General features: G+C 43.3%; 28 protein-coding genes. 26 read left to right on the top strand and 2 right to left on the bottom strand.

The annotated features are described in order from the left end of the window. The first annotated feature begins 22 nt into the window (after nt 1–22). From RTR76_RS05630 to RTR76_RS05570, 13 genes are all read left to right on the top strand, one after another. Nucleotides 23–1,189: a D-alanyl-D-alanine carboxypeptidase family protein gene (locus RTR76_RS05630; protein WP_312517654.1), complete on the top strand. Its 1,167-nt coding sequence runs from the start codon at nt 23–25 to the stop codon at nt 1,187–1,189. Between the two features lie 114 nt (nt 1,190–1,303). Further along, the gene (spoIIAA, locus tag RTR76_RS05625; protein WP_312517651.1) at nt 1,304–1,639 is read left to right on the top strand and encodes an anti-sigma F factor antagonist; all 336 of its coding nucleotides are present in this window, start codon (nt 1,304–1,306) and stop codon (nt 1,637–1,639) included. Nucleotides 1,640–1,648: 9 nt separating this feature from the next. After that, nucleotides 1,649–2,080, top strand: a complete 432-nt coding sequence (gene spoIIAB / locus RTR76_RS05620; RefSeq protein WP_312517649.1) for an anti-sigma F factor — start codon at nt 1,649–1,651, stop codon at nt 2,078–2,080. A gap of 11 nt (nt 2,081–2,091) precedes the next feature. After that, a complete protein-coding gene (gene sigF, locus RTR76_RS05615; RefSeq protein ID WP_312517647.1) occupies nt 2,092–2,823 on the top strand; it encodes an RNA polymerase sporulation sigma factor SigF in 732 nt (243 codons plus the stop codon). A gap of 211 nt (nt 2,824–3,034) precedes the next feature. Then, nucleotides 3,035–3,214: a hypothetical protein gene (locus tag RTR76_RS05610; RefSeq protein ID WP_312517645.1), complete on the top strand. Its 180-nt coding sequence runs from the start codon at nt 3,035–3,037 to the stop codon at nt 3,212–3,214. Between the two features lie 63 nt (nt 3,215–3,277). After that, complete coding sequence (locus tag RTR76_RS05605; protein WP_132074400.1) at nt 3,278–3,481, top strand: dodecin family protein; 204 nt, start codon at nt 3,278–3,280, stop codon at nt 3,479–3,481. A 99-nt stretch (nt 3,482–3,580) separates the two neighbouring features. After that, the gene (gene spoVAC / locus RTR76_RS05600) at nt 3,581–4,036 is read left to right on the top strand and encodes a stage V sporulation protein AC (protein WP_312517642.1); all 456 of its coding nucleotides are present in this window, start codon (nt 3,581–3,583) and stop codon (nt 4,034–4,036) included. A 7-nt stretch (nt 4,037–4,043) separates the two neighbouring features. Beyond that, complete coding sequence (gene spoVAD / locus RTR76_RS05595) at nt 4,044–5,051, top strand: stage V sporulation protein AD (RefSeq protein ID WP_312517639.1); 1,008 nt, start codon at nt 4,044–4,046, stop codon at nt 5,049–5,051. A 13-nt stretch (nt 5,052–5,064) separates the two neighbouring features. Then, nucleotides 5,065–5,418, top strand: coding sequence for a stage V sporulation protein AE (gene spoVAE, locus RTR76_RS05590; RefSeq protein ID WP_312517636.1), 354 nt, complete (start codon nt 5,065–5,067; stop codon nt 5,416–5,418). An 8-nt stretch (nt 5,419–5,426) separates the two neighbouring features. After that, complete coding sequence (locus RTR76_RS05585; protein ID WP_312517633.1) at nt 5,427–5,816, top strand: hypothetical protein; 390 nt, start codon at nt 5,427–5,429, stop codon at nt 5,814–5,816. Nucleotides 5,817–5,832: 16 nt separating this feature from the next. Further along, complete coding sequence (locus RTR76_RS05580) at nt 5,833–6,402, top strand: hypothetical protein (RefSeq protein WP_312517631.1); 570 nt, start codon at nt 5,833–5,835, stop codon at nt 6,400–6,402. Between the two features lie 12 nt (nt 6,403–6,414). Further along, nucleotides 6,415–7,008, top strand: coding sequence for a stage V sporulation protein AE (locus RTR76_RS05575; RefSeq protein WP_312517628.1), 594 nt, complete (start codon nt 6,415–6,417; stop codon nt 7,006–7,008). Then, nucleotides 6,992–8,503 (top strand): spore germination protein, encoded by a 1,512-nt coding sequence (locus RTR76_RS05570; RefSeq protein WP_312517625.1) that lies wholly within the window; start codon nt 6,992–6,994, stop codon nt 8,501–8,503. Before RTR76_RS05575 ends, RTR76_RS05570 begins: the two co-directional genes overlap by 17 nt. Before the next feature lie 51 nt (nt 8,504–8,554). Here RTR76_RS05570 and RTR76_RS05565 read toward each other — a convergent pair whose 3' ends face one another. Further along, the gene (locus tag RTR76_RS05565) at nt 8,555–9,292 is read right to left on the bottom strand and encodes a hypothetical protein (protein ID WP_312517622.1); all 738 of its coding nucleotides are present in this window, start codon (nt 9,290–9,292) and stop codon (nt 8,555–8,557) included. Between the two features lie 138 nt (nt 9,293–9,430). On the opposite strand from RTR76_RS05565, the gene RTR76_RS05560 reads away from it, so the two are divergent. The 6 genes from RTR76_RS05560 to ytfJ all read left to right on the top strand — a co-directional run bounded on the left by RTR76_RS05560 (nt 9,431) and on the right by ytfJ (nt 13,505). Further along, on the top strand, nt 9,431–10,051 hold the full coding sequence (locus tag RTR76_RS05560; protein ID WP_312517620.1) for a site-2 protease family protein: 621 nt from the start codon (nt 9,431–9,433) through the stop codon (nt 10,049–10,051). Nucleotides 10,052–10,067: 16 nt separating this feature from the next. Further along, the gene (gene trpS, locus RTR76_RS05555; RefSeq protein WP_312517617.1) at nt 10,068–11,042 is read left to right on the top strand and encodes a tryptophan--tRNA ligase; all 975 of its coding nucleotides are present in this window, start codon (nt 10,068–10,070) and stop codon (nt 11,040–11,042) included. A gap of 5 nt (nt 11,043–11,047) precedes the next feature. Further along, entirely contained in the window at nt 11,048–11,758 is a 711-nt protein-coding gene (locus RTR76_RS05550) for a segregation/condensation protein A (protein WP_312517615.1), read from the top strand. Nucleotides 11,759–11,764: 6 nt separating this feature from the next. Beyond that, a complete protein-coding gene (gene scpB / locus RTR76_RS05545; RefSeq protein ID WP_312517613.1) occupies nt 11,765–12,313 on the top strand; it encodes an SMC-Scp complex subunit ScpB in 549 nt (182 codons plus the stop codon). 75 nt (nt 12,314–12,388) lie between these two features. Beyond that, nucleotides 12,389–13,063 (top strand): DUF2953 domain-containing protein, encoded by a 675-nt coding sequence (locus tag RTR76_RS05540; RefSeq protein ID WP_312517611.1) that lies wholly within the window; start codon nt 12,389–12,391, stop codon nt 13,061–13,063. Beyond that, entirely contained in the window at nt 13,056–13,505 is a 450-nt protein-coding gene (ytfJ, locus tag RTR76_RS05535; protein WP_312517609.1) for a GerW family sporulation protein, read from the top strand. The genes RTR76_RS05540 and ytfJ overlap by 8 nt, the downstream gene beginning before the upstream one ends. 68 nt (nt 13,506–13,573) lie before the next feature. Here the strand turns inward: ytfJ and RTR76_RS05530 are convergent, their stop codons facing one another. Next, nucleotides 13,574–13,771 carry a rubrerythrin family protein gene (locus RTR76_RS05530; RefSeq protein ID WP_312517607.1) on the bottom strand — a complete coding sequence of 66 codons (198 nt, stop codon included), beginning with the start codon at nt 13,769–13,771 and terminating at the stop codon, nt 13,574–13,576. Between the two features lie 121 nt (nt 13,772–13,892). Between RTR76_RS05530 and RTR76_RS05525 the strand changes: the two genes are divergently transcribed. The 7 genes from RTR76_RS05525 to RTR76_RS05495 all read left to right on the top strand — a co-directional run bounded on the left by RTR76_RS05525 (nt 13,893) and on the right by RTR76_RS05495 (nt 20,889). Then, on the top strand, nt 13,893–15,044 hold the full coding sequence (locus RTR76_RS05525) for a D-alanyl-D-alanine carboxypeptidase family protein (RefSeq protein WP_312517605.1): 1,152 nt from the start codon (nt 13,893–13,895) through the stop codon (nt 15,042–15,044). A gap of 91 nt (nt 15,045–15,135) precedes the next feature. Beyond that, complete coding sequence (locus RTR76_RS05520) at nt 15,136–15,726, top strand: nucleoside recognition domain-containing protein (protein ID WP_312517827.1); 591 nt, start codon at nt 15,136–15,138, stop codon at nt 15,724–15,726. 3 nt (nt 15,727–15,729) lie between these two features. Further along, complete coding sequence (locus RTR76_RS05515) at nt 15,730–16,263, top strand: spore maturation protein (RefSeq protein ID WP_312517824.1); 534 nt, start codon at nt 15,730–15,732, stop codon at nt 16,261–16,263. Between the two features lie 107 nt (nt 16,264–16,370). Then, nucleotides 16,371–17,651: an FAD-dependent oxidoreductase gene (locus tag RTR76_RS05510; protein ID WP_312517602.1), complete on the top strand. Its 1,281-nt coding sequence runs from the start codon at nt 16,371–16,373 to the stop codon at nt 17,649–17,651. An 11-nt stretch (nt 17,652–17,662) separates the two neighbouring features. Further along, nucleotides 17,663–18,646 carry a hypothetical protein gene (locus RTR76_RS05505; protein ID WP_312517600.1) on the top strand — a complete coding sequence of 328 codons (984 nt, stop codon included), beginning with the start codon at nt 17,663–17,665 and terminating at the stop codon, nt 18,644–18,646. 21 nt (nt 18,647–18,667) lie between these two features. Continuing rightward, on the top strand, nt 18,668–19,396 hold the full coding sequence (locus RTR76_RS05500; protein WP_312517597.1) for a pseudouridine synthase: 729 nt from the start codon (nt 18,668–18,670) through the stop codon (nt 19,394–19,396). Between the two features lie 257 nt (nt 19,397–19,653). After that, nucleotides 19,654–20,889 (top strand): NAD(P)/FAD-dependent oxidoreductase, encoded by a 1,236-nt coding sequence (locus RTR76_RS05495; RefSeq protein WP_312517594.1) that lies wholly within the window; start codon nt 19,654–19,656, stop codon nt 20,887–20,889. Nucleotides 20,890–20,919: the final 30 nt, after the last annotated feature.

Here is a 20,919-nt window from a genome sequence, read left to right as displayed (position 1 = left end):
GTTCGAAAGGGGTGTTTAATAAATGAGCCAGCTGCGCCGCATTAGTTGTATCGTGCTTTTAGCATTGCTTATTTCCATTACCGGAAATTCATTTGTGTTGGCTGCGGGACCGAAAGCACCGGCACAATTGGATACGACCGCCCAATCAGCAGTACTAATGGATGGTAATGGTACTGTTCTCTATGAAAAGGATCCACACAAACCATTGCCACCTGCTAGTGTAACTAAAATTATGACACTGCTATTAGCAGTGGAAGCAGTTGAGCAAGGCCGGATTAAACTAACAGATGATGTGTATACCAGTGAGAATTCCTGGCGTCAAGGCGGATCTCAGATTTGGCTGGAGCCAGGGGAAAAAATGACTGTCAGGGAAATGTTGACAGCTATTGCGGTAGTAAGTGCCAATGATGCCGCAGTCGCTCTTATGGAACATATTTATGGTAGTGAGCAGGCTGCTGTTGATGCCATGAATAAAAAAGCGGAGACTCTTAATTTAAAGAATACCCATTACGCAAACGTGAATGGATTGCCAGCGGCAAATCATTTTATGAGTGCTTATGACGTGGCGTTGATTGCCAAAGAAGCCGTCAGACATCCGTTGTATATGGAGTTATGTGCAATTAAAGAGTATTGGCTGCGCGATGGGAAGAACTGGCTTGTCAATACAAACAAATTGTTATGGTGGTATAAAGGGGCAGATGGGTTAAAAACAGGCTGGACTGAAGAGGCAAAATATTGCTTCGTAGGCACGGCAAAACGAGATGGCCTTCGCTTAATTTCCGTTGTTTTTGCAACTCCTGAGCCTCGTTCTCATTTGCGGGAAAGTATGAAGCTGCTTGACTGGGGCTATGCAAATTATGCGGCCCTGCCAATCGTTGATAAAAATGCCGTTGTTGAACGGCTAAAAATCAACAAAGGTGCTGAAAAAGAAATTCAGCTTGTTGCAGCTGAAGATTTAGTATTACTGATTGGTAAAGGTCAAAATAAAGATATTCAAAAGAAAGTAATTAGCGATTCGACTGTAAATGCGCCTGTTACTGAAGGCGAAAAATATGGTGAGTTGATTGTAACAAGAGACGGTAAAGAATTAGGAAAAGTTGATCTTATAGCAGAAAAAAGCATTCCTAAAGCAGGCTTTTTTCAAATCTTTCAATCGATGATATCGAATTTATTCTCAATATCGCGTTAAAAGTAGAAGGAGCGAGAGGATTTTTAATTCTCTCGCTATTTTTCTGCCGAAATTAGCAGGAAAAATTTTCCTTATACAGAATATGCACATTATGTTAGTTTAGGAGGGATGAGTTTGAAGTTAGTTACAGATATGAAGCAAGGTGTTTTGCTAGTTCGTATTGAAGGTGAATTTGATATGCATGGCGCGGATGAATTCCGCCGTCAAGTCGATGATGCACTCGATGCGAGCGGCGTTAGGAATATTCTTTTAAATCTGGAGAATGTTTCGTTTATTGATAGTTCCGGCTTAGGCGTTATTTTAGGCCGCTATAAACGTATTAGCATAGCAGGCGGGCAAATGATGGCAGCTCATGTGCAGCCGCAAGTAGTTCGCATCTTGGAATTATCCGGCCTGTTTCGAATCATCGGCCTTTGCGATACCGAAACTGAAGCGTTAAGCCGCTTTTAGGAGGACAATATGGGAATGAAAAATCACTTGAAAATGTCTTTTCCCAGTCTTGGGGAAAATGTCGGAATCGCTCGTGTTACAGCGGCTTCTTTTGCGGCACAGCTGGATTTAACCCTAAGTGAGATTGAGGATATCAAAGTCGCCATATCGGAAGCGGTTTCCAATGCTGTTATACATGGATATGCAGAGACCAGCGGACAAGTTGATGTGACGATGAACTTATACGAGGACAAGCTAGAGTTTATTATTGTTGATTATGGACATGGTATTGCAGACATTGAGCAGGCTCGCCAACCAGCCTACTCGAGTGATCCAGAGCGTATGGGGCTGGGCTTTGTATTTATGGAATCTTTCATGGATCAATTAGAGATTGAATCGGCTGTCGGTCAAGGAACCAAGGTGCGCTTGGTAAAAAACTTTGTATCCAACAGTTCGCATTAGGTGGGGATGTCATGCTAGGTGACGAAGAACTACGGGAACTTATCAAAAGAGCGCAACAAGGTGACAAAGAAGCGAAAGAAGAGATTGTAGAGCATAACATTAATTTAGTACGTAGTATTGTTCACCGGTTTACTAACCGAGGATATGAGTGGGATGATCTGTTTCAAATAGGGTGTATTGGCCTGATAAAAGCAATAGAACGGTTTGATTACACCTTTTGTGTTAAATTTTCCACTTATGCGGTTCCGATGATTATGGGGGAAATCAAGCGGTTTATGAGAGATGACAATCCGGTTAAGGTTAGTCGTCCGCTGAAGGAGCTTGCCTATAAGGTTCATCGCATGCAGGAGAAATTGCAGGGCGTATTAGGCCGTGAACCGACCATTATGGAGGTTTCTAAAGAATTAGCCCTAGCTCCACAGGAAATCGTATCTGCACTTGAGGCGATGCAGCCAACGGCTTCTCTATATGAACAGGCCTATCACGATGACGGTGACCCGATACATTTACTTGATCAAATTAAATGTTCAGATGATCCTAATAATACTTTTTTTGATAACTTAGCGTTAAAGGAAGTCATGAGCAGATTGCCGGTTAAAGAACAATTGGTGATTCAGTTGAGATTCTTTGAAGATAAGACACAAGCTGAAATAGCAGCTATTATCAATGTTTCTCAGGTCCAGGTATCCCGGATTGAAAAACAGGCTTTAAAGCTTATTCGTCAGTTAATGGAGACCCCGTAAAGGGGTCTTATTCTTTTAGTAACAGGGCATAATAATAGTACCTTGCCAGATCTAATCCAGTGAATACTGACGGTCTGTTTTGGGCAACCCTTCGTTGTCGTCAGTCAGCATACGTCCGGTATGCCTCCATCCTCCGCCTTGGTTTGCAAAAAACAGCCTCGCCATTATCCTACCGTTTTAGAACTGACAAAGTACTAGTGAGGTGAAAAGTATGGCAGTAAAAAAATGTATTTTGCTCTTGTTTATAACCATTCTCGCATTGGTGGGCAGTACGGCAGCATGGCTGTATTTAGGCGATAGCCCTAAACGTTCACCCATTCGTGCCAAGCAAGTCTTATTGCTGCCCAGGAGCGATAATTTAATTGTCTGGCAGCTGATTAAAGTAGCATAACCGGTGGCGTAATTGAGCAAAATAGGACTGAGTTCGAATCACGAAACAAAAGGAGGCATAATAATGGGTGTTGTGAAAGTTATTGAACTAGTAGGAACTTCTCGTCACAACTGGACAGACGCAGTGGATAATGCTGTAATGGAAGCTTCCAAAACACTGGATGATATTCTCGGTGTTGAGGTGACTAATTTTACAGCCAATATCGATAATGGTCGTATTTCCGAATACAAAGCAGACTTAAAGGTTGCCTTTAGCGTTAACAATTAAGATTTATTTAAAGAGTGCCACCTGTGGCACTCTTTTACTTTATTATGGAAATGAATGTTTTGTTAAGGCATTGGTAAAAATAAAGAGGGAGGTGGAATAGTGGCAGACAATCAAAAACAAGAAAACCAGGAAAAACAGTTCCAGAAGAAAGTAGATCAGGCTACACCGAAGCCGCCTATAGTGAAGAATATTCTGTGGGCCTTTGTTGTTGGCGGTTTAATATGTACATTAGGTCAATTTATTATGAATTATTTTATTGAGCTAGGCTTGGCTAAAAAAGATGCTGCCGGCGCAACAGGAGCAGTGCTTATTTTTTTGTCAGCCTTTTTTACCGGCTTGGGTATTTATGACGAATTGGGAAAGCGGGCAGGAGCAGGTTCTATTGTTCCCATTACAGGATTTGCGAATTCGATAGTTGCACCGGCCATGGAATTTAAGCGGGAAGGGTTCGTTTTTGGTATTGGTGCAAAAATGTTTGTTATTGCCGGACCTGTTTTAGTCTATGGGATGTTGACTGCCTTTATTATTGGACTTCTACACTGGTTATTGCACTGAGGAGTATATGATGAAGAAAAAATTAGGATCACAAAGCATACGGTTTGAACAACCTCCTGTCATTACGAGCACAGCTGCGATTGTTGGACCAATGGAAGGGAACGGTCTGCTCAACGGTTTTTTTGATTGTGTTATGGAGGATAACATTCATAACTACGCAAGCTGGGAAAAGTGCGAGTCATATATGATCGAATGGGCCATTCGGAAGGCTGTTGAAAAAGACAATAGCACGTTGGAAAATGTTGATTATATACTAGCAGGTGATTTATTAAATCAATTAATGGCAACTCATTTTGCCATGCGGTCATTGGGGCGCCCATTTCTCGGATTATACGGAGCCTGTTCGACATTAGCAGAAAGTCTCTTGCTGGGTTCTACGCTTATTGACGGTGGCTTCGCAGAGAAGGTGGCAGTAGCGGTATCCAGTCATCATGATGCGGCTGAGCGGCAATACCGTTTTCCAACAGAAATGGGAGTACAACGGCCTCCTGGTGCGCAGTGGACAGTGACCGGTTCCGGTTCGGCGGTAGTAACTGCTCAAGGAGAAGGTCCACGGGTTACGACTGCTACAATAGGACGTGTTGTAGATTTAGGCATTAAAGACCCTAATCTTATGGGACCGGCAATGGCACCGGCGGCAGTTGATACCTTATGGAAGCATTTGAATGATACCGGACGGACACCTGACTATTACGACATGATTTATACAGGTGATTTAGGAAAAGTAGGTAAACAGCTGGTCGTTACGATGATGCAAGAAAAGGGTATAGACGTATCTGCTAATTATGAAGATTGCGGCTGTATGATATACCGGGAAGATCAAGATACACATTCAGGGGCTAGCGGCTGTGCCAGCTCGGGAATTGTATTTGCCAGTTATCTTTATTCTCTGCTCAGGCAGGGCGACTTAAAGAAGATTTTGCTAATTGGAACAGGTAGCTTGCACAGTCCTACCTCGTATCAGCAAAAAGAATCAATTCCCTGTATTGCCCATGCAGTATCAATTGAACAATGAAGGCGGTGTCAACATGCAAATGTATGTAATGGCATTTTTAATTGGTGGATTAATATGTGTTGTTGGTCAATTATTAATGGATTTAACTCCGTTAACTCCTGCACATGTATTAGTTTTGTTTGTTGTATTAGGTGGTGTATTAAGCGGTCTAGGCCTTTACCAGCCGCTTGTTGACATGGCGGGAGCAGGCGCTGTAGTGCCGCTGCCCGGCTTTGGACATGCTTTGGTTTCAGGAACAATCGAAGAAATTGATAAGGTTGGATTTTTGGGGGTCTTCAGCGGGGCTTTGAAAGCAACGGCAGTAGGTGTAATGGCTGCAGTTGTTTTTGGCTTCACAATGGCAGTGCTATTTAATCCTAAAGGATAGGGTGTCACATGCTCGCAATTGATATAATCGGTTTAGCTATGACCATATGTTTGGTAGGATTGCGATATCCCCATTTTGTACTCGGCGCTGCCGTTATTCATGATATGGGAAGAATCATAATGGCGCTCTTTTTACACGGCAATATTGAGACAATTGTTGCTGCGGGGGCGTTTGGAACAGCAGATGTAAGTAATTTGAATTCTGTATTAAAAAACGCCTTAATTGTATTAAGCGGACCACTGGTAAACTATATGGTAAGCGCAACTATCGGTGGAATTGAAAGGGAACGGACAGTAAACCTTTTTAATCCCTGTGCGGTAGTTAAGAGTAGTTTTGCTGTAATCAATCTCAGGCTCGCAATACTTTCTTTTCTGGTAAATATATGGCACTTTTTTTAATAAGGAGGAACGTACAATGGCCAGGCGAATTCAAGGAAGATTTGAGCAGGCAGGCTCCCAGAATAATGAAGCAGGCGGGCAGGATGATCAGAAAATTGTTGCATTATTACAGGAAATAACCGAGCAGCTTAAACAACGGCAGAGTGGTCAGAATCAGGGGCAAAATACGAATCAAAAAAATAGTAATCAAACTGCCACTGCTCAAACTAGAAGCACTTCCACAAAACAGGGCGGTGGGCAGTCCGATCAATCGGATCAGTCGGGCATGCAACAATCACAGCAAGCAACTTCGATAGAATCACAGCAATTACAAGACTTATTTAGTCAATTGCTGCAAAATAGCTCCCAATCCAAAGCCATGCCGGAACAAGATAAGCAGCAAAGTCAATCGCAGCAATCACAGTCAGGAAACCAGCAAGGTGCTGTAGCAGTACAAACTGCCGCACAGGTATTAGCTCAAGCGCAGTACGAATTAGCAAATGAACTGGAAAACAGTTTGACAAAATTAAAGCAGGTTATTAGCGATAGTGAAAAAATTGCTAATAAAATCAGTAATTTACTTGATGAAGGCAATACCAATAAATGATGAGGTGAAGATATGCAACAGCCAGTTAAAGTAGTTTTAATTACTGATGGTGACAGGTGTGCTCAGCATGCTGTTGAAAGCATTGCCAGCGAATTAGGCTTGCGGTGTATCTCCGCTTCAGGTGGAAATCCAACACCCATTTCGGGAGAAGAAATTGTCCACTTGTTAAAAAGTGTACCCTATGATCCTGTATTAGTCATGTTTGACGACAGAGGAAAACCAGGAAAGGCCCAGGGGGAGACTGCCATGGAGTATGTTGCTAATCACCCTGATGTACAAGTTCTTGGTGCTGTGGCAGTAGCATCTAATACCACAGGCATTCAAGGAGTAAAGGTAGATGCATGTGTTTGTGGTGATGGCAAGCTGGTTACCTCGTCGGTCGATAAAAATGGCCGTATCGGATCACACAAAAATAAAGATGAAATGGTGATAAACGGAGATACGGTAGATGTATTAAATGATGTAGAAATACCGTTTATTATTGGAGTCGGCGATATCGGAAAAATGAAAGAAGCTGATAGTATTGATAAAGGAGCTCCGGTAACGCGTAAAGCAATCGAAGAGGTTTTAAAACGGAGTGGCGTGCATTATGGCAGAAGGACGTAAGATTGAAAAAGATATTGACCGGAATATTAACTATTTAAAAGATCTCCTGGGGATCGGGGAGACTTATGATGTTATGTTTCGGGAGTTCCGCATTGGACATAAGCGTGCCGCATCATTTACTATTAATGGTATGACCAATGATTTGCTAATTGCCGATCTCTTCAAGGAAATGGTAGCTACAGATGCGGCAGAACTGTCTATGAATACATTGCAGAAATTATTTTATACAAGAGCAATTCATACTCAGACAAAGCAGATTGAGAATATGAATGATGCAGTGACCAGTCTGCTGTCAGGGGAACTGTTATTCTTTGTAGATGGTGCTGAGCAGGTATTGGTGATTGATGCGCGAGCCTATCCATCGCGGTCACCGTCAGAATCCAATATTGAAAAAGTTACCCGTGGATCGCGGGACTCTTTTGTTGAAACAATTGTTTTTAATACGGCGCTCATTCGGCGGCGGCTGCGCGACCCTAATTTGCGCTGTGAGATTACCAAAGTTGGTATCCGGTCGCAAACCGACATTGCAGTATGTTATATCAAAGATATTACCAATCCAAAACTAGTCGAAACTGTGAAAAGACGGCTGAATAATATTGATATTGACGGCGTTCCGATGGCAGAAAAAGCGATTGAGGAATTCATAGTAGGCGGAAACAAGTGGAATCCGCTGCCTAAAGTGCGTTATACAGAGCGGCCGGATGTGGCTGCCGTGCATCTATTGGAAGGACATGTATGTCTGGTTGTTGATACGTCACCGGATATTATGATTTTGCCAACCACATTTTGGCATCATGTACAGCATGTTGAAGAATATCGGCAAAATGTAATAACCGGAACCTTTTTACGCTTGGTCCGTCTGGGAGCGGTACTGTTTTCCTTGCTTTTGCCACCTGTTTGGCTTGCTCTGGTTTTGCAGCGGCAATTATTGCCGGAGACATTGGCCTTTCTCGGGCCGCAGGATACCGGGATCATTCCTTTGGGCTTACAATTCCTGCTGGCGGAAATCGGGGTTGAAATGGTACGTATGGCAACGGTTCATGTTCCTGCCGCGCAATCAACTGCACTTGGCTTTATTGGGGCATTTATGCTAGGTGATTTTGCCACTAAGGTGGGGCTTTTCGGTAATGAAACAATATTTTATACCGCCGTATCAGTAGTAGGAACTTTTGCTACGCCAAGTGTCGAATTGGCTTTAGCGATGCGCTTTTTTCGTATCGTATTGATTGCTTTGGTCATGCTGTTTAAACTTCCGGGCTTGATAGGGGGATTAGCGGCAATTATGCTGATCTTTGGCATGACGAAATCGTTTGGCGTATCGTATTTATGGCCTGCTATTCCGCTAAATCTGAAAGCGATGAGGGGTGTCTTATTTCGTTTACCTATCCCTAGTAAATTGCTTCGTCCTGCAGCCTTGAGGCCGAAAGATAATGATCGTTTGGAGATCAATCATAATAAGAAGGATCAAGGAAGCAAAAATGAAGAAGATGACTAAAATAGCAACGGGCTCCCGCATCCACAGATGGTGCAGGAGCCCGTTGCCATTTTATCTGCCATAGTAAAACTGGCGTATTTGCCCCATGCTTTCATTTAACTTGGCCAGGTTTTCTATAACAGATGCTTTGTTTTCTGCGTTTACAGCATCTGTTAATTGCTTTATATCCGCATGAGTTTTAGTTAGTTCACCTAAAATGCCGACTTGCTCCATGCTGGGCTTTACCTGCTGCCAGGTACCTTGCAATTCTTTTACTTTTGAAGCTGCTTTACCCCAGTTTTTGTCATCAGAATAAAAACTTACATTGCGAGCTGCATTACCTACTGCTACAATATCGGCGATAGGGGAGAGCTTAAACGATTTTCCTATATCGCTAATACTTCCCATAAACTTGCCGAGACTCTCATAGGAATTTGTGAGTTCTTTGGCAGCAATCGCTTCGGTCAGCTTAGCAATTGCTTCATCTGCTTCTTTTACCCCTTTTTTTTCACCTAATAGCGGCTTGGCTTGCTGCCAGGTTGTATGAAGCGTTGTTAGTCCTTTTTGGGCCTGATCCCACTTTTCGCTGGTAAAGCCTTCAAAGATCACACCTGCAGTGGCTTCCAGATCATACAATTGTGTAGGTGGTGACAAGAATCGCTCCATTACTGGAGGGTTTGGTTTGGACTCAACCGGTTTACCTGTGGGACCTACTTCTGGTTTAGGTGCAGGGGTGAATGCACCACAACCACTAATCAGGATTGTAACAAGGACCATAGTGACTGCTGGCAGGAATTTGCGATGCAGCAAAAAATCGCCTCCTTTCAACTTAGCTTTTGCCAGCTCTCCGGTATTTATTCTTGAGAGGAGATTTGCTTTTGCTTTTACCTGTGTAATCCATTATAATTAAGATTATGGTAAAATATGTGCTTGGAGGAACAGACATACGTGATAGGTTTTGATCCAGATATGATATTTCGTATTCCTGCGCTCTTGATTACACTGACAATTCATGAATATGCTCATGCCCGAACAGCAGTTGCTTTAGGTGATCCAACGCCACGCGTTCTGGGCAGACTAACGTTAAATCCGATAGCACATCTTGATCCTATGGGATTAATCATGATGTGGCTGTTTAAATTTGGCTGGGCTAAGCCGGTACCAATCAACCCCGGTAATTTTCGTGATGGTAAAAGAGGGACGATTCTTGTTTCGCTTGCAGGGCCAGTCTCTAATATTTTATTCGCATTAGTGACGGCTATCGTTATTGTCTTGCTGTCTATTTTTGATTTATTTAAGGGTGAATGGGTCAAAATCTTGTGGCTTACCTACAGCTATAACATTGTTTTTGCTGTATTTAATTTATTGCCGCTGCCGCCATTAGATGGTTCTAAAGTGGTTTCCAGCCTGCTGCCTGGAAGACAGTCGTATGCTTTTGAGCGATTGGAGCCGTATGGTCCGTGGATATTGCTGGCTCTGGTATATCTTGGAGTTATCGGTATTGTTACCAGGCCTCTGGAATACGCTTTATCAAATTTTATCAATGCTATTATTGGACTGATTTTCTAAAAAGGAGTAGATTAGTATGACAAAAGGTCGCATTTTTAGCGGCATGCAGCCCTCAGGTAAATTCCATTTAGGCAATTATTTTGGAGCCTTGGAAAACTGGGTGCGCTTGCAGCATGAATATGAGTGTTATTTTTCTATCGTGGACTTGCATGCATTGACTTCATCCTATGAAGATACCAAAAAACTGCCTGAAAATATTCAAAACATGGCACTTGACTGGTTGAGTGGTGGACTGGATCCGGAAAAAAATGTTATTTTTGTGCAATCTCATGTAAAGGAGCATGCCGAACTACACTTATTATTATCGATGATAACACCTTTGGGTTGGTTAGAGCGGGTTCCCACTTATAAGGACAAGCTTCAGCAGCTCGGTCAGCTGAATACTTATGGATTTCTAGGCTATCCCGTATTAATGACCTCCGACATTCTTCTCTACAAGGCAGATACCGTACCGGTCGGGGAAGATCAACTGCCACATTTGGAGCTGGCCCGTGAAATGGTGCGGCGCTTTAATAATATGTATACTGAAATCTTTCCAGAGCCTCAGGCGAGATTAAGTCAGGCGAAACTCCTGCCGGGAATTGATGGTCGCAAGATGAGTAAATCTTACGGCAATGAAATACCCTTTGCAGCGAGCCCGGATGAATTGAGAGCCCGTGTGCGCTTGATGGTTACCGATCCGCAAAGGGTAAAAAAGACAGACTTAGGGAACCCGGATGTTTGTACAGTCTTTGCTTTTCACAAGATTTTTAATCCTGGCGAAGTAGAGGAAATTGGGGCTCAGTGCCGAAGTGCGGCAATTGGCTGCGTAGACTGTAAGAAACGTCTGGCAGAGCATATGGTTACAGCTCTTGCTGATAATCATGCCCGCCGTCAGACACTGGAAACAAATCCCGGTCGTGTAAAAGAAATTCTTGTTTATGGTGCTGAGCGGGCCCAGGCAGTGGCAGCAGCCACGATGGCCGAGGTTCGTGAGGCGATGCATCTGTAACAGGTATGCCGGACTATAAAGTTAAACTTGAAGTTTTTGAGGGGCCGCTGGACCTACTCATGCATCTTATTGAAAAGCATCAAGTCGATATTTATGATATTCCCATTGCAGTTATTACAGAACAGTATTTATGTTACTTAAAGCAACTGGAAGAATTTAATGTCGAAATTGCCAGCTCTTTTTTGGTGATGGCAGCAACTTTGCTGCAAATTAAATCCCGTATGCTGCTGCCCAAACCACCCAAGCCTCTTGAATTGGCAGAGGAAGAGGAGGACCCACGGCAGGAATTAGTAGATAAACTGCTGGAATACCGTAAGTTTAAGCAAGCTGCTTCCTTATTTGAAGATCTGGCACGCCAGCGGGATCAAATATTTACGCGTTTGCCGCAGCAATTTCCGGTAGCCTTTTCGTTACCGGAAGGATTACAGTTGGATGACTTGCTGCGAGCCTTTACTGCTGTATGGGAAAGTTCCGGCGATGATTTTGCGCTGGTGGCCAGAGAAGAAATCAGCATACAAGATAAAATGTATGACATTATTCATGTCCTCAGGCAAAAGGGCGGTCGTACGGAGTTTGGCCACACTATCATACGGACTGGCACTAAGAATGAAGTGATTGCTGCTTTTCTGGCTTTGCTTGAATTAATCCGCTTAAGCCGTGTGGTAATTAAACAAGAAGCCCCATTTGCGCCTATTTACCTTATGTTGCGAGAGTGATAAAATGTGTTTTTTCAACATTTAAAGGGACCCCTGGAGGCATTGCTTTTTGCGAGTGGTGATCCGGTACCAGCGAGCAAACTGGCTCAAATATTAGAGGTGCCTGAGGGACATGTGGAATCCATGATCGCTGAAATGCAGCAAGCGATGACGACCGATGACCGGGGGTTAACGATTGTGACGGTTGCGGGCGGCTATCAGTTATGTACTAAGCCTCAGTTAGCTGAAACAGTGGAAAAGCTAGCTGAAATTCAGGATAATCGCTTGTCGGCAGCCGCTCTGGAGACTTTGGCAATTATTGCCTTCAAGCAACCGATAACACGACAGGAAATGGAAAGTATTCGCGGTGTAAAAGTTGACAGAGTGGTTAATACTTTGACAGAACGGCAGCTCATAAAAGAGATAGGACGTAAAGATGCAATTGGCCGTCCTATTCTCTATGGAACAACAACCGAATTTTTAAAATGTTTTGGTTTAAAAACATTGAAAGACCTGCCTGATTTAGCAGGATATCTCAATGTAATGGAAGAACAGCAAGTAAAACAGCCCGAATAAGGGCTGTTTTTTTGTATAATTTCCAGATAGTGGGTAAAAATAACAAAATGTCAATTTATATGAAGGAGGGACAGCATGAGTAATTGGTTCGCTATTTTTCTCGCTGGTATTGTTGTTGCTTATGCTTTTTCCCGTATTAACATTCATATAAATATACTGTACCGCCGTTCGGCCTCTGATGATGACCTGTGGGTTCATATTTATTTGCTGCGTCGCTTTTTAGTGTACAAGCTGCATGTGCCGGTGATTGAAGTAACAAGCAATAACAGTTTGCCCTGGCTGCAGTCTGAATTGCATACACCAAGTGAAAAAGTGCAAACTCATCCGAAAAGAGAGCGGCGTTTTGTGAGTCGGCTGTTGAATATTTATTTGCGACATCCTAAAAAGTGGCGTGTGCTTATGCAAAAATTTCGCCATTATCGCAATTTATATTATACATTTGCTAATCAAATGGCTAAAACGGTTCAATGTGAGAGGCTTACATGTAAAATTACATATGGATCAGAAGATGCCGCACAAACAGGGATGATGGTCGGAGCATTTTGGGCAGTTAGTGGTTTGGCTGTAAAAGTGATAAAAAGTCATCTTCCTTTTTTGCAGCAGCCACAAATCCGAATCATTCCCTCCTTTGGAAAAAAAAGCTTTGATATTGACTTCTTGTGTATATTCAGACTGACAGTTGGTCATGTTATTATTGCTAGTCTAAAATTAGTAAACTTTAAATACAAGGGGGCTGCAGGAGATGGCTGAGCATCCGATTCAAGGTCTCATGAAAACTGCCATGGAAAGTATTAAAGATATGGTAGACGTCAATACCATTGTGGGTGATGCAGTAGAAACGCCGGATGGTACTGTCATAATCCCTATCTCGCGAGTAACCTTTGGCTTTGCAGCAGGCGGCGGCGGCGGGGAATTTGATACACAGGAAACTGATGCCCAAATGCCGGAGCAAGCATTCGGTGGTGGCAGTGGAGCAGGTGTTAGTGTAAAACCAGTTGGTTTTCTGATTTGTTCTTCTGTCAGCGGAGTACGCTTCATTCCTGTAGAAGGTCATATTCTCTATGATCGCATATTAGATATGGTTCCTCAGGTCCTTGACCGCCTGCAGCAAATGGTAAGCGGTTGTAAGAAGACAAGTCAAGGGGATAAATTTGATGAACTTGCGAAAACGGCTGAAACGCAGGCACAGTAAATAAAATTTTTCATTAAAAACCCGCACATGACTGTGCGGGTTTTTACATATCATATAGAAATGTTTATTTAGTGAATAGAATCAAGGGTTTCCTTGATTTTAGTTGCGTGCAGAGCTTCTGACTCAGCAAAATGACGATACATTTTGGAGACTTCAGGATTGTTTATTTGGGATGCAAATGTTTGATAGTCCCGCACAAGCTCCTGCTTTTGTGTTAAGGTGGTCCGTAAAGCTGTTTTTACATCTAATGTTTCCAATTTTGTCACCTCCCTTTTATTATCGCCATTAGTATGTGCAGAAGAGCTTTTTCTCATGTATGGAAGCTTTGACGAGAGGGAAAAACACATATATAATAGTTAATGTTCAGAAATGAGAAAGGGATTGCTTATGGTACATAAAATATATAAATTAGTAATAGTATGCCTGTTCATGAATTTATTTTGCCCTGCTTTTATCTTGGCGGCAGCAGGCCCGCCCGATTTGACGGCTAAATCAGCAATCGTTATTGAAGCGTCCACCGGCAAAGTGCTATATGCAAAGAATGCCGATGAAAGGCGGTATCCTGCCAGTACAACAAAAATTATGACACTGATAACCGCGCTGGAGCATGGTAATATAGAAGATACCATTACAACCAGTGCAAATGCGGCAAGCACGGAAGGCTCCTCACTTTGGTTAACTCCAGGGGAAAAGCTGAAAATGCTGGATATGCTGTATGGAATCATGCTAATTTCCGGTAATGATGCTACTGTCGCCGTGGCGGAACATATTTCCGGCTCGGTAGGTAATTTCGCTAAGTTAATGACGGAAAAAGCACATGCTATTGGTGCTGCTAACACGAACTTTGTTAATTCAAGCGGGTTACCTGACCCTAACCACTATAGTACTGCCCGTGATCTGGCCAAAATTACAGCCTATGGTTACAAGAATCCGCTATTTTCTCAAATTGTAGGTACCAGACACAAAGTAATTCCCTGGCCAGGGAAAGATCATGATCGTGATCTATATAATGAAAATAAGATATTAACGCTAATGGAGGGCGGCAATGGCGTTAAAACCGGTTATACAGAAGCCGCCGGACGCTGTTTGGTTTCAGGAGCAAAGCGTGATAATGTGCAAATTATAACGGTTGTTCTTGATAGCGATCATATGTGGGAAGATTCAATGGCACTGCTTGAATATGGATTAAAACAGATTAAAACAGTGACGATGTTCAATAAGGGCGATGTACTCAAAACTGTTCAGGTTAATAATGGGAAATCTCAGGGTGTTCAATTGATAATTAATGAGGATGTTAGTATTCCTGTTTCTGAGTCAGATCGAGAAGAGTTTAAAACGATCATTGATGCACCAACTAAGATTGAAGCGCCTATTATACCAGGCCAAAAAATTGGCAAAGTTAGAATTTTATATAAAGAAAAGGAGTTTTCCTCCGTTGACCTGGTTGCGGCTGCTCAGGTTGAAAAGAAATCACTCTTTGGATTTTTATGGGGGTCAGTGTGGAATTTTTTTACCTTCGTCATTCGTAATTTTGCATAAGAAGGCTGTGAATTAACAATTCACAGCCTTCTCCCGTTCTAGCCTACTGACTGTTATCATACCTTCTTAGGGGGGGTTGGCAGTGATTAATATGATTTGGCTGTTTTTTTTAGTCAGCGGTATTTGTTATGGCGGCTGGAGTGGGCGCATTGAATTAATTACACAAAGCGCAATTAGTGCTGCCGAAGGAGCAGTTGCGCTGTCTTTTAAGCTAATAGGGGTAATGTGTCTATGGCTGGGAATTTTAAAGATAGCTGAAAAATCAGGTATCGTTACTTTTTTTTCTTGGCTGATTGGTCCGATTATTCGCTGTCTGTTTCCTTCAGTTCCTAAAAACCATCCGGCTATCGGTGCTATTACCATGACGGTGAGTGCAAATATGCTGGGTTTAGGTAATGCTGTAACCCCTTTTGGAATTAAAGCAATGCAAGAATTAAAGAAGTTAAATAATGACAGGGACACAGCGTCTGCCGGTATGTGTACATTATTGGCATTATGTACAACTGGATTTACCCTGGTGCCGGCAACCATTATTGCAATAAGGTCAGCAGCAGGTTCAACTAATCCTACAGAGATCGTTGGCACTACACTTGTGGTCAGTTTATTAGCAACTTTGATAGCGTTGGGGGTTGATCGAATTTGTCAGCTGCTGACGAAAAGACCGGCAAGGAGGCGGCCTTAAGTGATGGAAGTGCTGGGCAGTATATCGGTTTGGATCGTGCCGCTCTTAATCTTACTTATTCCGATAGTCGGTTTTTTGAGAAGAGTTAAGGTTTATGAGGCTTTTGTGGAAGGGGCTAGTGAAGGCTTTCATACGGCTATCCGGATTATGCCTTTTTTAGTGGCGATGATGGTTGCCGTCAATGTGTTCCGGATTTCCGGTGCGATGGATGTTTTTGTGAATAGTCTGGCGCCCCTACTGAATTATATTGGCGTTCCACCGGAATTAGTGCCGCTCGCTATTATGCGCCCTTTATCAGGTACAGGCGCACTAGGGTTGACCACGGAATTATTACATACATATGGTCCCGATTCCATAACAGGGAAAATTGCTTCTACAGTACTGGGAAGTACAGATACGACTTTCTATATTCTAACGGTGTATTTTGGAGCGGTTGGTATTCGCAATCCCCGCTACTCCGTCATGGTGGGACTGCTGGGCGACTTAGCCGGTTTTCTGCTTTCTGTATATATTTGTCATTATGTTTTCTCCTGGTAAGGTCGGTAACAATAGTTACCAGCCTTATTTTTTTGGCGGGTAGTGGCACTTAAGAGGCCTTCGAATACACTGTACAGTGTAAAACAAGGTGAAGTGGGGGGAAGTCCATGGTTAAGGTAGTTGTTATCGGTGGTGGCTGGGCGGGCTGCGCGGCTGCTATTGCTGCCGCAAAGGCTGGTGCCGGTGTAACGTTGTTGGAACGAACGGATCTATTGTTGGGAACCGGGCTTGTTGGTGGGATTTTCCGTAATAACGGACGGTTTACTGCGGCTGAAGAAGCGATTGCAATGGGTGGAGGTGACTTATTTGTTGCAATGGATGCCAACACCCGGCACAAGGGAGTTAATTTTCCCGGACACCAGCATGCGTCTTTGTACGATGTAACCACCATGGAGCCTTTAGTGCGTAAGGTTTTGCAGAATTATAATATTGAAGTACACTTTCAAACCAGAGTGATTAATACCGTGAAGTTTGGCAAGCAGCTGCAGGCAATTGTAATCGATGGAGATGAAATCATTCAAGGAGATGTCTTTATTGATACCACTGGTTCAGCAGGACCTATGGGCAATTGCATAAAGTATGGGAATGGCTGCTCAATGTGTGTGATTAGATGCCCGTCTTTTGGGCCGCGCGTCAGCGTTACCGCCAAATCAGATATCAAAGAAATAATGGGACAGAAGGCTGATGGTACTTTTGGAGCAATGAGCGGATCTTGTAAGTTAAATAAAGATTCTTTGTCAAAAGAACTTCGGGAAGAACTGGAAGAAAACGGGGTTGCAGTCATTCCGGTGCCTGAGAGTCTAATTAAAACAGGAGGGTTAGGAAAAAAAGCCTGCTCTCAATATGCGTTAGCTGAATATGAGTCGAATATAGTTCTTCTGGATACGGGCCATGCAAAGCTAATGAAACCATTTATGCCGATGGAAGAGCTGCGGGCGATTCCCGGCCTGGAAAGAGCACGCTATGAAGATCCTTATGCAGGCGGCATTGGTAATTCGGTCAGATATTTAGGAATTGCACCTTGTGATGATTCACTTAAGGTGGAAGGAATTGATAACCTTTTTTGTGCTGGTGAGAAAGCAGCTATTCTTGTCGGACACACAGAAGCTGTTGTAACGGGTCTGCTTGCCGGCCATAATGCTGTACGTCATTGCTTGGATATGCAATATCTTAAACTGCCGCGGTCGTTGACTACCGGCGATTTCATTACTTATGTACATGAACAAATGAATACGATTGAAGGAGTGCGGCTGCGGTACACTTTTTCCGGATCAGTTTATTTTGAACGAATGAGACAGCAGGCACTTTACTCGATTAACCGGACAGAAATTCATGAGCGGGTAGCAAGTGCCGGCTTAACCGATATCTATAACCGGTGTTTGGTTTAGGAGGGATAAGTATGATTCGCAAATTTGCTTCCCGGTGTATTGATATTAATACGGAGTATTGCCCGTGTATGCTGGCAGAAACCAACCACTGCGTATTTTGCAGCCACTTGAAGGGTGAGCAGGTATGCAATTGCAATTGGACCGGATCATGTATATTGTACGAAAAACAATGGAATTCTAAAAAGCAGGATTTGCCAGGCGAGGAAACGAAAGTACGTATTGAAATAGAAAGTCCGTTGACCCTAAAAAAAGAGATAGGAAAGCATACGTATCACTTAGAGTTCAACGTTACTCCTGAATTAGCGCAAGGGCTTAAAAAAGCAGGATCGTTTATTTTTATGCGCAGAGCAGGAGATCCTGAGTTTTATTACTTCCCCGTGGGCATAATGGGAGTAGAAGATACTCTTGTCCAGGTTGTTATTGAAGCGATTGGGCCCAAATCGGTGCGGCTGCTAACAGATGATACTTGCTCGCAGATTATTGTCCGTGGTCCTTATGCAAATGGAATTTTTGGGCAGCCCTGGATTGACAATACCAAATCCAGTAAGGTAATATTAGTTGCTGGAGGACTAGGTCAACCACCGGCGATGCCTATTGCTCGAACATTGGTGAGCAATGGCAACCAAGTAACTGCGCTGGTAGCTCCAGGGAAAGTTGGCCGTGCTTTTATCGAAGCAGAGCTGCGGGAACTCGGTATTGAAGTAATTTCTATTCCTTCCCTTCGCCAAACCGGTTTGCCATTATTGCGTCAGATTTTTGCCAGTGAAGAGCGGCGCCCTGATTTAGTAGTGAGCGCCGGACCGGATGATCAACACTATGCTCTTATTGCTGCTATGCAGGCAGTGGATGTAAACTTGCCGATGGCTGCAACGAATAATACCACGATGTGTTGTGGTGAAGGAATTTGTGGTAGTTGTGAAAAGCTTACCCGCGATAATAAACGGGTTAAAACTTGTAAAGTACAGACTGACTTTACCGAATTTATTTGTGATTAATTGAAAGTTAGGGGATTCAGTATGCCGGAACGTTTACAGAAAGTTATTAGTCAGGCGGGAATTGCTTCCCGGAGAGACTCTGAAGAATTAATTAAAGCTGGCCGGGTTAAAGTAAATGGTGTTGTAGTAACAGAGCTAGGCACGAAAGTTGAACCAACCCGGGATAAGGTTGCCGTAGATAATAAACTCATTCGCAGTGAAAAACCGGTATATATTCTCCTGAATAAGCCCCGGGGTATTGTAACGACGCTGCACGACCCTGAGGGCCGGAAGACTGTTGCCAGTTTGTTCCCGGATATTAGAGAGCGAATTTATCCTGTAGGCCGTTTGGACTACAATACGGAAGGCTTGCTGATTATGACAAATGATGGAGAGCTTACCCATGCGCTCACCCATCCCAGCCATGAAATAGCTAAGACATATCGTGCTAAAGTGCTCGGCAAGCCACCGGAAGAAAAGCTTGACCGCCTGCGTACCGGTATTAAGCTGGAAGATGGGCTTACAGCGCCAGCTAGAGTAAATACGATTGATTATGAGCGAGAAAAAGATCTTACAACCGTTGAGATTGTCATTTTTGAAGGGCGCAACCGTCAAGTTCGCCGGATGTTTGAAGCCATTGGTCACCCTGTGCGTCAATTGAAGCGTATTAAGTTTGCATTTTTGACTCTAATTGGGTTGCGGCGAGGTGCTTATCGCCACTTAGAACCGGCGGAAGTTGAGAACCTGCGAAATATTGCCCTAAAAAAATAACTTTTTCTTGTAAGCCCTTATTCTCACCGGAGATGAGGGCTTTTTCTGCGAATACTAGTGTCTTGACAAAGTTGTGAATTAGAATTAGACAGTGTAGATTTTTTTGCAATGCAAGGCGGAGGAGTCCGCGCATATCGGGAATATGTAAGGCGACGCCAACGCAGCAGTGCGGAAAAAGATACGCTGGCTAAGCTAAGATTTAACTTTGGCAAGGCACTAACAAAGATGCAATTCATATGAGGATATTAGGTGATGAAATGAAAAATATAATTATTGTAGGCGGCGGTGCAGCAGGTATGATGGCCGCAGTTAAAGCTGCCGAAACTGGCGGGCATGTAATACTGCTGGAAAAAATGTCGTCACTGGGCCGCAAAGTACTGATTACCGGTAAGGGACGCTGCAATATTACAAATGCTTGTGACGTGCAGCAATTGATAAAAAATATGCCCGGCAATGGACGGTTTTTACATAGTGCGTTTCGGGAATTTAGCAATACCGATATGGTTGAATTTATTGAGCATTGGGGAGTTAAGACGAAAGTTGAACGGGGCGGGCGAGTGTTTCCGGTTAGTGATAAGGCAAAAGATGTTATTGATGCTTTTGTTGATGCACTGGCTGAAAAAAAGGTAGAAGTCCTTACTAACCAGACAGTTAGAAAAATCCTCGTCGAAGACGGTCAAGTAACAGGCGTGACTACCGATCAAAAGCAGTATCCAGCTGATGCTGTCATTTTAGCCACCGGCGGAGCATCCTACCCGGGGACAGGCTCAAGCGGAGACGGATATAAAATGGCCAAGGAATTGGGACATGCTATTACTCCGCTTAAACCATCTTTAGTTCCTTTGGAAGTTGCTGAAGACTGGATAAAAGAATTGCAAGGGCTATCCCTCAAAAATGTAACTGCGACTGTTATTGCTGATGGTAAAAAGCAAGCTGATGATTTTGGCGAAATGCTATTTACCCATTATGGCTTATCAGGGCCCATTATTTTGTCTTTGAGTAAAGTAGTGGCCGAAGCCCTTAATGCAGGCAAAAAAGAAGTGACGCTGGAAATCAATCTCAAACCGGCTTTAAGTGAAGAGGTGCTCGATAAGCGGATACAAAGAGATTGGGAGAAGTTTAGCCGCAAGCAGATAAAAAACAGCCTCAATGAACTGCTGCCCGCCAAAATGATCCCTGTTGTCATTGATTTAGCCTTTCTTGATCCTGATAAATTTGTTAATCAAATTACTAAAGTAGAACGGGCCAGGTTGTTAAAGCAGCTGCAACATTTCGCTTTTACTATTACACGGACCCGGCCGGTCAGCGAGGCTATTGTTACGGCAGGCGGAGTGAGTACAAAGGAAATTAATCCTGCTACAATGGAGTCGAAGCTTGTCAAAAATCTTTATTTCGCTGGTGAAGTAATTGATATTGACGGTTATACCGGCGGTTATAATCTGCAAGCTGCTTTTTCTACCGGCTATGCTGCAGGCAAGGCAACTTCGGAATGAAATAATTAAACAATAAGTAAGAAGGTGAAT

The sequence above is a fragment of the Anaerospora sp. genome, assembly GCF_032013335.1.
In the GTDB taxonomy this organism is placed as follows: domain Bacteria; phylum Bacillota; class Negativicutes; order Sporomusales; family DSM-15969; genus Anaerospora.
Note: the sequence above shows the minus strand (reverse complement) of the source record. Positions and strands in the feature narration are given on the sequence as shown.

Coding starts and splice junctions, on each gene's coding strand:
- RTR76_RS05575 (WP_312517628.1), top strand. CDS start 6,415: ATGCAACAGCCAGTTAAAGTAGTTTTAATTACTGATGGTGACAGGTGT.
- RTR76_RS05585 (WP_312517633.1), top strand. CDS start 5,427: ATGCTCGCAATTGATATAATCGGTTTAGCTATGACCATATGTTTGGTA.
- RTR76_RS05515 (WP_312517824.1), top strand. CDS start 15,730: ATGGAAGTGCTGGGCAGTATATCGGTTTGGATCGTGCCGCTCTTAATC.
- RTR76_RS05520 (WP_312517827.1), top strand. CDS start 15,136: ATGATTTGGCTGTTTTTTTTAGTCAGCGGTATTTGTTATGGCGGCTGG.
- spoVAD (WP_312517639.1), top strand. CDS start 4,044: ATGATGAAGAAAAAATTAGGATCACAAAGCATACGGTTTGAACAACCT.
- spoIIAB (WP_312517649.1), top strand. CDS start 1,649: ATGGGAATGAAAAATCACTTGAAAATGTCTTTTCCCAGTCTTGGGGAA.
- RTR76_RS05550 (WP_312517615.1), top strand. CDS start 11,048: ATGCCGGACTATAAAGTTAAACTTGAAGTTTTTGAGGGGCCGCTGGAC.
- RTR76_RS05525 (WP_312517605.1), top strand. CDS start 13,893: ATGGTACATAAAATATATAAATTAGTAATAGTATGCCTGTTCATGAAT.
- trpS (WP_312517617.1), top strand. CDS start 10,068: ATGACAAAAGGTCGCATTTTTAGCGGCATGCAGCCCTCAGGTAAATTC.
- RTR76_RS05630 (WP_312517654.1), top strand. CDS start 23: ATGAGCCAGCTGCGCCGCATTAGTTGTATCGTGCTTTTAGCATTGCTT.
- RTR76_RS05540 (WP_312517611.1), top strand. CDS start 12,389: ATGAGTAATTGGTTCGCTATTTTTCTCGCTGGTATTGTTGTTGCTTAT.
- RTR76_RS05570 (WP_312517625.1), top strand. CDS start 6,992: ATGGCAGAAGGACGTAAGATTGAAAAAGATATTGACCGGAATATTAAC.
- spoVAE (WP_312517636.1), top strand. CDS start 5,065: ATGCAAATGTATGTAATGGCATTTTTAATTGGTGGATTAATATGTGTT.
- RTR76_RS05500 (WP_312517597.1), top strand. CDS start 18,668: ATGCCGGAACGTTTACAGAAAGTTATTAGTCAGGCGGGAATTGCTTCC.
- RTR76_RS05610 (WP_312517645.1), top strand. CDS start 3,035: ATGGCAGTAAAAAAATGTATTTTGCTCTTGTTTATAACCATTCTCGCA.
- RTR76_RS05510 (WP_312517602.1), top strand. CDS start 16,371: ATGGTTAAGGTAGTTGTTATCGGTGGTGGCTGGGCGGGCTGCGCGGCT.
- RTR76_RS05495 (WP_312517594.1), top strand. CDS start 19,654: ATGAAAAATATAATTATTGTAGGCGGCGGTGCAGCAGGTATGATGGCC.
- RTR76_RS05505 (WP_312517600.1), top strand. CDS start 17,663: ATGATTCGCAAATTTGCTTCCCGGTGTATTGATATTAATACGGAGTAT.
- RTR76_RS05580 (WP_312517631.1), top strand. CDS start 5,833: ATGGCCAGGCGAATTCAAGGAAGATTTGAGCAGGCAGGCTCCCAGAAT.
- RTR76_RS05605 (WP_132074400.1), top strand. CDS start 3,278: ATGGGTGTTGTGAAAGTTATTGAACTAGTAGGAACTTCTCGTCACAAC.
- ytfJ (WP_312517609.1), top strand. CDS start 13,056: ATGGCTGAGCATCCGATTCAAGGTCTCATGAAAACTGCCATGGAAAGT.
- sigF (WP_312517647.1), top strand. CDS start 2,092: ATGCTAGGTGACGAAGAACTACGGGAACTTATCAAAAGAGCGCAACAA.